This window comes from Micrococcus sp. Mcc89 (assembly GCF_024519795.1).
GTDB lineage: Bacteria > Actinomycetota > Actinomycetes > Actinomycetales > Micrococcaceae > Micrococcus > Micrococcus luteus.
Window position 1 is genome coordinate 1 of record NZ_JALJRI010000003.1, and the last position, 8812, is coordinate 8812.

An 8812-nucleotide genomic window follows, 5' to 3' on the forward strand; every position below is an offset into this window, starting at 1 on the left:
TCCGGCCTCGTTGGCCCCGGTGCGTGTCAACAACGTCATGCCCTCCTACAGCTAGATGGCTATACGCGAACAGCTGGTAGCCGTCGGACGACCCTGGGGCCCGCTCAGTGCCGAGCTTGTACTTCGCGTCTGCGACGACGATCCGTCGGCCCGTTCGCAGCATGAAGTCCGGGAATGAAGCGGTGGCCGGGTCGACCATCCGGTTCTCGTCGACGGCTGGCAGAACCCAGGGCGGAGGGACGCTGACGCCCTCGCCCGCCTGTGCGTCGCGGCTGACGACGAGCGTGCTGAAGGCGCTCTCCAGCGCGACCTCTAGGCACTGCTCCCAGAACTTCTCGGTCGCGACGTGCACCAACACCGCGTCGGTGCTCTCGGAGTCGTCCTCCGGTGCGACGGCCCAGTCCCGGAGGACTGTAACGGCAGCCTCGATCGCCGGCTTCCAGATCTGGTCGAGCGGCCCCATCCAGAGCCGCTCGGCGGTTAGGAGCGCCCGCTCGCGCTCGATCAACGTGACCGAGGACAGGAGGCGCAGCAAGTTGACGGCGCGGGTCTGCAGTCCTGGACGGAGCGCGGCGATTTTCGGCGGCAGTCGGTCGCTGGCGATTACTCGGAGAGCCGAGGCCACCACCTGCAGGAGCGGAGTGTCTGTGGTCAGTTCGTCGAACGTCGACTCCACGCGTGGCGTGCCCGTCGCAATGGAAAACAGTAGGCTCTTCGCGCTTAGCCGACCCCGGGGCATCCCTAGCGACTCCGTGCGTTCGGCGTACCTCGGGCGGACGCGGAAGATCAGTTTCTCCACCGTCGAAAGCAGCCGTTCATGCGATAGGAGCCTCAGCAACGAGGGCGCGAACACTCCCTCGAACTTCAGCGGGTTGTCCATGAGGCTGCCGCGCTCCGCGAGCAGCATGAGGTCGATGAGCTGCCCGAATGGGTCGCTACCGCCGGTCGGGTCGCAGAACGGGTCGTCCGAAGGCGAGCCGAGAGCGAGCAGGTCTGCTTGATCACGTGCTGCCTCCCCGAGACTACTGGCGAGGGAGCCGATGGCTGGGACAGAGGTCCTGATCGCCGCGAGCTCGGTCTCGTGCACCACGACGTGTGTGGTGGTCCCTGGGGAGTGCACGTAGTCCTGGACCGCCCGTACCGTCGATGACCACGGCTTGGGCAGCACTGTCACGGTCACGCGTCCCCCGGCACCGTCCGGGAGGACGGCGAAGCCTGAGCGCGTCCCGCGTGGGCTCGCCTTGATCCAGAGCCGAGAAGGGCTACAGGTCACTGTCATCGTCGTCCTCGGCCGCGTTGGGCTCATCCGAAGCCTCCGGTGCGGAGTACTCGGCCGCAGCCCTGACCGGGATGTCGACGACTGTCAGACCGCGAGTGAGGCCGTAGCCCTCTTCCGTGATTGCGAGCGACAGACTGGCGAGGAATTGGTCGAACTTGGTCCAGCGGTCGGCGACGTCGCTCGCGCCCGCGGCTTCGAGCCAGGCGTTGCGGGTCTCCTTGGCTAGTAGTTCTGTCGCGCCAACTTGGGTGGCCGTGTCGATGAGCTGCGGCAGGATCGCGTAGCGCCAAACCATCCATTCGGCGTCCTCGTCTTTGTCGACATCGTGGGCCGCCTTGCCGGACGCTTCCAGCGCTGCCAAGTCGACAACTCCGTACGAGCGGCCCCGTGCGCCGGTCGTCCGCTCGTGCCACCCGTCGGGTCCGACGCTGACGGATCGGAGTGCGGTGATCACAGCGTCCGAACGGTCGAGGATGATGAGCTCGAGGGTGTGGTCGGGTTGGCGGAGCCAGACGTGCACCTTGTGGTCGAGGCGTAGGGTGCCGGCGAGCCGGCTGAACTTCTGGTTATCGGACGTCTTTCCCTGGTAGTAGAGCTTGTAGTTCGGGCCGCCCTCGTTGTACCGGACGACGTTGTCGAGGTATCTCTTCCCCTCGAAGCGGATCTCCACCTTGTCGTGCGTTCCGCGCTGGGAGCGGGTGGTCGTGACCGCACCTCCGGACGACATCGGGAAAAACGCGTCCACTATGCCCTTGAGTCCTCGCGACTCGTCGACGTCCGGGAGGTTCAGCTGATTGTGACTGCCTCCGTCGAGCACGCGAGCCTCGAGCCAGAAGACGGCCGCGATGCCGCCTCTGCCGACGGCCTCGCGCACGGGGGCGAGCGGGTCGTTGGCGTCCGCGGTCGAGCCCTCCGTCGCCGCGACCCCGAACAGGTAGCTGTGGCCGAGCATCGCGTTCGGACCCAAGCATCGTCGCAGCGCCTCGTTGAGATTGGTCAGCTGGTCGATCGACCGCTCGACCCGGCCAGCCGCTTCCTTGCCGTCGGTGTCGACGATCTGCGTCCGCAGCACATCGCCGATCAGGGGCTCGACGCGAATGAAGCCAAATCGTCGGCGCAGCGCAGAGTCCAGCGGGGCAATCGAGCGGTCTGTCGTGTTCATGGTGCCGAGAAGATAGACGTTGCTCGGGACTGAGAAGAGCTCGCCCGAGTACGGCAAGGTGACCTCCATGCCGCCGCGCCACCGGACCCCGTCCCAGATAGAACGCTTGCTTGACTCCATTGTCAGCAGCAGGTCGCCGAACACCTTCGGGACGTTCGCGCGGTTGAGCTCGTCGATCAGCACCAAGAAATCGGAGCCTGGATCCGCGATCGCCTCACCGATCACGTTACGCAGGAAGCCGTCCTTGCGGACGAACGCGGCCATCGAATCGTCGTACCGCAGCCCCTCGACGAACTCCTCGTACGTGGTGTTGGGGTGAAGCGTGATCGCGTAGCGGCCGCGGCCATTTCCAGCGAGGGGTCGCCCCGTCTCCTGCTTCCACGCGTCGGCCACTGCGGCGACCACGTGGGACTTGCCCGTTCCTGGAGGACCTTCCAGGACTGCATTCTTGAAGCGCCGCAGCACACGAATTGTCTCTAACGCCAGTTCCATCGGCTACACCTCTCCTTCGCGACCACTCTATGGGTGACCGCCGACGGACGATCCGTCCCGCGACCGGTGCTGTAGGGCGCGCTCGGCGAGAGCCCGGAGCGCGGCGGCGGGATCGTCAACGTACTCGCCTTGACGCAGCGAGTCGGTTACCACCTCGTCGATCGAGTCCGCGACCGCGTCAGAGGAACCCTTCACCAGCGAGCGTCCGAGCTCGGCCAAGCGCTCGACCGCTGAGGCGGAGAGGTCCGGGAGAGCCAAGCGTTGCAGATCAGTCGCCTCGATCTTCAGCGCGCCGCCGCCGAGCACAGTGCACGTCGACTCGAGGTTGGCCCACGTCCAGCTTGAGTTCAGCAGCGCGAGCAACGCATCCGACGGCAGCGCGTTGGGCTCGACGGGCCACAGCCCTGCGAAGTTGGCGTCCACGACGACCCCCGAACCGTTCAAGACGGTCTTTGGTCGTCCGCCACATACGCGCCCAACGAACAGTGTTGGGCGGTGACGTGGCGCGAGGGCCGGCAGCTGGTACCAGAACCTCACCTGCTGGCCGGAGCGGTCGGTCCTGCTGTTCGTCGCCACGGCGGACAGGTCGGGAAATAGCTTCGTCGGGTCCTTCGGGGAGAGGGGAGTCGATGCGACTTGAGCAATCCACTTCCCTACGGAGGCAGGTAGGACCTGAGCATCACTAGGTCCCATCCTCTTCAGGTCGGACGGGGTGACCCAGCCTCGGAGGTCCACGACCCGCGAGGGCAGCAGCGCTTCGTCAACCGCGAACTCATCGCCGAGCTCGTTCTGACGTCGAACCGCCGGCAGGAGGCACTCGGTCGGGATGGCGAGTGAGTCGATCCCCCAGCGCGCGGCGGGGCGGACGACGCCGTCGACGAGCCTGACATAGAAGAAGTCGTTGGCACCGCTGCGGAGGCCCTGCCCGGCTCGCCAGCCGTACGAGTTCAGCGTCCGGACAGGGACGCCGCCGGGCGTTGCTCCCAGCGCCGAGGCGACCCTAGGCGGTAACTGCGCGCCCTGGCCGGAGGCGGACACGGACAGGCCACGCTCGACGTGAGCGGCGAGTCCGGTGGTCACGGTGACCGGGCTGCTGGAGGTCACCGCGTGCAGCGCCTTCGCGACTGCCTGCTCTGAGCCGAGCGTGCCGCGCAGTTCGCCGTTGGCGACGAGGCCGCGGGTCGCCCGCGCCATCACAGTCTTGCGTCCGGCTCGGCTCGCCGTCAGCGGGCGGCGTCTGGCCACGACCAGCTGCGTGCGGACCTGTGCGTCGTCGAACCACGACGCATCCCCGTCCTCGACGATGACCTCGACGTTGAACGCCGCGTCCAAGAGTGTTCGCACCGCCTGCGCGTACTTCCGGCTCAGCCAGACCTGCGGCGCGACAACGGCCAGCACGCCGCCCTCGCGTACGAGCGCAGCGCTCAGGATCCAGGCCGGCACGGCGATGTCGGATGTGCCGGGGTACTCCTTGGCGGCGCGGAGCCACAGCGCCCGGTCCTCGTCCGAGAACCCCGGCCGGGTCGTGATCGCCTGGATCAGCCCTGCCCGAACCCCGGCGCTGGTCGGCACGCTGATGCCGTCGACCTTCCCCCTGGACTGGTAGCGGATGTACGGGGGGTTGGTGATCACCAGGTCGAACTGGGTCGACGGGAGCGGAGCGGAGAAGGCGTCGCCGAGAATGAGGTCGGTGCCGCCGACGCCGTGCAGTGCGGAGCGCGCTCGGAGGAGCGCGATTGGGTCAAGCTCTATCCCAACCATCCTCTCGGGGCGCGCCCCGACGGACAGGCATGCCTGGAGCAAGTCGGCCGAGCCGACCATCGGGTCGATGATGGACTCCGCCGAGCCGGCGTCGGCCAGTGCGGCGAGAAGCCGGCCGACCCGCTGGTCGGTGAAATACTGGCCGAGCTGCTTCTTGCGCGCCGCATCCAGGTGCGCCTCGACGGTCATTCGGCACCCCTCATGCGGTAGACGGCCCGTGCGTCCATCGTGATCGGCACGCCGCCCACGAGGGCTGCGCCGACCAGCTTCGAATACCGGTGCTGCTCCTGACGCGCGGTCACCGGTAGTGGGCCTGAGGACCGCAGCTCGGCCAGCGCCAGGTCCCGCATAGTCGCCGTGACCGGAGCGGCGGTGTCGGCCACACGCTTCCTCACCAGCAGCAGCGGGTCGCCGCTCACGGCCACGTGGCCGTTGACCTGCTTGAAGCTGGCCTGGGTCTTGTCGAGGATGTTCGCGGCGGTGATGACCAAGCCGGCGTCGGTGAGGCTCGTCGTCAACGCCCGCCACACCGAGGCGTGGGACGAGTGGAACACGAGCGTCGCGTCCGCATCTGGCTTCATGACCCTGCCGACCTCGGAGAACACCGACGTCAGCAGCGCCTGGTACTCGTCGACGCCCTTGCCCTGTGCGGGCGAGATGATCGCCTCATCATCAATGCGGGTGGTCTGCCCGAGCCAAAGCTCGTTGAGCTGGTTGATCTCGGAGTAGGGGATATAACCCCCAAACGGCGGATCGGTAAATACGTAGTCGATCGATTCATCGGCTAGATGCAGGTCTGCGCTGCTCCCGGTGACGATCGTCGCTTCACCCGTCAGGCCGTGCAATAGCTCAAACGCCGCAACGAAGGTTTTGATCTTGCGTTGAACACCAGTGAATACGTTCTTCTCCACGGGCAGCCCGCTGACATACATCACACCCGATTGGGCGCCGGAGACGATGAAGTCCTTGGAGTTTTTCTTGAGTACAACGCGGGTCATCAGCGTGGAGTGCGCAGCATTGTAAGAGAGGACGAGCAGTCGCAGGGCCTCGCGCAGCCCCTCAGGCTCGTTGTCGATAAGTTGCCACAGGGTCGCTAACGCGCGGAAGTTCCGGGCGGTGTACAGGTGGTGCAGGTGGGTCATTCCCTGGTGGTATCCGCTGCGGTGGAGGTCCCCCCAACGCAATGGGACGATCGGCGCGCTGATGGGAAGGCTACGGGTGAGTGCCTCGGCCTCCGCCGCAGCATCCTCATCAGTTGCTTCCCGGCTCCAATTGCCGTCCGCAGACTTGCCGTACACCTTCCACGGGACGCGCCGGCGGCGCGTATGGGTCTGCCCCCCGGTCCACGGGTCCACCACGTCTTCCAGGACGCGTCCCCAGTCGTCGGGCGAGCCGGTGTGGCCGCACGAGCACGTGAACCGATCGTCGAACCGCAGGGGTCCATAGCGTACGCGCGTTTCGGCATACGTTGTCTCGGCCCCGCAGCGCGGGCACGCCACAACATCGCTCCAGATGATGTGGCGAACGACGCCGTCCTGCCCGTCGGGGCCCTTGGTCGCGTAAAGCGAAGGCTCCAGCTTTGACGCGGCGCAGACGAGCCGATTGGCGGCGGTTGCGAAGGCTTTCGGCTCCGGTGCGTGGGTCATCACGCGCGACAGGAGGGTGCCGATCTCCGAGAGCTCGTAGAGAGTGGCGTTCCGAGCACCCCACTGCGGATTCATCCCGCGCTCGGCGGCCAGCGCGAGCATCCGCTCGGTTGGCCGCTCGCAGAGCAGCGCCGCGATTCCGGTAGTACCGGAACCGCCGAAAACGTCCAGAACATGGTCGCCGGGCTTCGTGTGGCACGCGATGAACAGTGCGACACTCTCAGCCGAGATCTTCGTCGGATACGAGAACGCGTTGTAGAGAGGGCCTGTCCGAGCAGCAGGCAGCGGCAACGAATAGAGAGCTTCCATCGCATCCGGTCTCATAATGCCTCTTTCTCTTTTTGGGCTGCTCGAGAGCGCCCTGTTGGGCGAATGCGTATCTCCCTCTGGTCATCACTGAGGGCGAACTCGACCTCGCTTCCCGCATCCAGGTTCAAAACACGCAAGAGCTCGACTGGGATGCAAACCTGCCGGACCTTCGTCAGAGCGCGAGGTCCGTACCATACGACCTTTTCGGCAGTCACGGGGGCAGTGTAGCAAACCTCCTAACTCTAATATGTCTAATAGTATATAAGGATCTAACGATGTTGCTCGCCACAAGCGGACGCGGCCGCTCAGTTGACTGGTCTACCGGGGGGTGCCGCACCGAGCGGCGACATCTGATCCGGGTTGCCCGCGGGTAGCCTGGAAGGGTGTGGCTGGGCCTGCTTCTTACCTCCGCGTTCCCTGATGACCTCATCACAGTGACCCGTGCCTGTGAAGACGGAGTGACCCCAGCTCAAATCGTTAAGGAAGTCGGATTCCACGAGGTGACCTTGGTGAAGTGGGTGCGTCAGGCCGACATTGAAAGCGGCTCTTCGCAGTTGAGGGTGTAGCGCACGTCGCGTAGGGCTCGGCGCGTCGGTCCCCGGGTAGACGTCGAGGCCTCCCGAGGATGAAGGCTCCTACACGCTCATCCCGAAAGACCTCGACGTGCCTGACGCTACCCCGCCAGCGGGCTTCGCCTGCCCTGACCTGACCACGTTCTGCGGACTCGACGAGCTGGGCCTCGTCGCGACCGGCCAACGCATCGAAGCCGACCGTGCCGTGGTCGCGTGCCGGGTCGTCGAGCCCGACCAGTGGTGCCGAGAGTGCGGGGCAGAAGGGAGCCCGCGCGACAGCGTGGTCCGCCGACTGGCTCACGCACCGCTTGGCTGGCGACCCACGCTGCTGGAGGTCGTCGTGCGCCGCTACCGGTGTGCGGACTGTGCCCACGTGTGGCGTCAGGACACGAGCGCCGCCGCGGAGCCGCGGGCCAAGCTGTCGCGTCGTGGACTGCGGTGGGCACTCGAAGGCATCGTCGTGCAGCACCTGACCGTGGCGCGGGTCGCTGAGGGGCTCGGCGTCGCGTGGAACACCGCCAACGACGCGGTCCTGGCCGAAGGCAAGCGGGTCCTCATCGATGACGAGCACCGGTTCGACGGCGTCAAGGTCATCGGCGTCGACGAGCACGTGTGGCGCCACACCCGGCGCGGCGACAAGTACGTGACCGTGATCATCGACCTCACCCCGGTCCGCGACGGCACCGGCCCAGCGCGCCTGTTGGACATGGTCGAGGGTCGCTCCAAGGCCGCGTTCAAGACCTGGCTCGCCAACCGTCCGCAGGCCTGGCGCGATGGTGTCGAGGTCGTCGCGATGGACGGGTTCACCGGCTTCAAGACCGCCGCGGTCGAGGAGCTGCCCGACGTGACCACGGTGATGGACCCCTTCCACGTCACCCGCCTGGCCGGCGAAGCGCTGGATGAATGCCGACGACGGGTCCAGCTCGCGATCCACGGCCACCGCGGCCGGAAGGGCGACCCGCTGTACGCGGCGCGACGGACGCTGTGCACCGGTGCCGACCTGCTCACCGACAAGCGGACCGATCGGCTCCGCGCGCTGTTCGCCGACGACGCCCACGTCGAGGTCGAAGCCACCTGGGGCATCTACCAGCGGATGATCGCCGCCTACCGCCACGAGGACCGCCGCCGTGGCCGCGAACTGATGGCCAAGCTCATCGCCGACATCAGCACCGGCGTCCCCAAGGCACTGGTCGAGATCACCAAGCTCGGCCGCACCCTGAAGAAGCGCGCCGCCGACGTCCTCGCCTACTTCGACCGGCCCGGCACATCCAACGGACCTACCGAAGCGATCAACGGACGCCTCGAGCACCTCCGCGGATCCGCGCTCGGGTTCCGCAACCTGACCAACTACATTGCCAAATCGCTGCTCGAGACCGGAGGCTTCAGACCCCAACTACACCCTCGATTGGGATGAGCCATCATTCCGTGCAGCAGACCCACCGACCGGCGGCGGGGCGCCGTGGTCCGCGCAGCGGCCTGATCCTCGCGACCAAGTAACTGCCGGTCGTGAGTCCGCGCTGAGTTGCGTACTGCCATTGGGCTGACCCCGTTTCGTAGGTCCAGTCGTTATGAGAGTCGTCCTGTTGCCCGC

6 protein-coding genes are annotated in these 8812 nt (G+C 66.5%); 1 reads left to right on the forward strand and 5 read right to left on the reverse strand.

Going from position 1 to position 8812, the window contains the following annotated elements; genetic code table 11:
* From NR072_RS00225 to NR072_RS11530, 5 genes are all read right to left on the reverse strand, one after another.
* On the reverse strand, nucleotides 1-1087 hold a 1087-nt coding region (locus NR072_RS00225), incomplete at its 3' end, for an McrC family protein (protein WP_256835736.1).
* 175 nt (nucleotides 1088-1262) lie between these two features.
* Entirely contained in the window at nucleotides 1263-2933 is a 1671-nt protein-coding gene (locus NR072_RS00230; RefSeq protein WP_256835737.1) for an McrB family protein, read from the reverse strand.
* A 27-nt stretch (nucleotides 2934-2960) separates the two neighbouring features.
* Complete coding sequence (locus NR072_RS00235; RefSeq protein WP_256835739.1) at nucleotides 2961-4883, reverse strand: N-6 DNA methylase; 1923 nt, start codon at nucleotides 4881-4883, stop codon at nucleotides 2961-2963.
* Complete coding sequence (locus tag NR072_RS00240) at nucleotides 4880-6649, reverse strand: DNA methyltransferase (protein ID WP_256835741.1); 1770 nt, start codon at nucleotides 6647-6649, stop codon at nucleotides 4880-4882. Before NR072_RS00240 ends, NR072_RS00235 begins: the two co-directional genes overlap by 4 nt.
* Before the next feature lie 11 nt (nucleotides 6650-6660).
* On the reverse strand, nucleotides 6661-6864 hold the full coding sequence (locus NR072_RS11530) for an AbrB/MazE/SpoVT family DNA-binding domain-containing protein (protein ID WP_373021376.1): 204 nt from the start codon (nucleotides 6862-6864) through the stop codon (nucleotides 6661-6663).
* Nucleotides 6865-7312: 448 nt separating this feature from the next.
* Between NR072_RS11530 and NR072_RS00245 the strand changes: the two genes are divergently transcribed.
* Nucleotides 7313-8635, forward strand: a complete 1323-nt coding sequence (locus NR072_RS00245) for an ISL3 family transposase (RefSeq protein WP_256835743.1) — start codon at nucleotides 7313-7315, stop codon at nucleotides 8633-8635.
* Nucleotides 8636-8812: the final 177 nt, after the last annotated feature.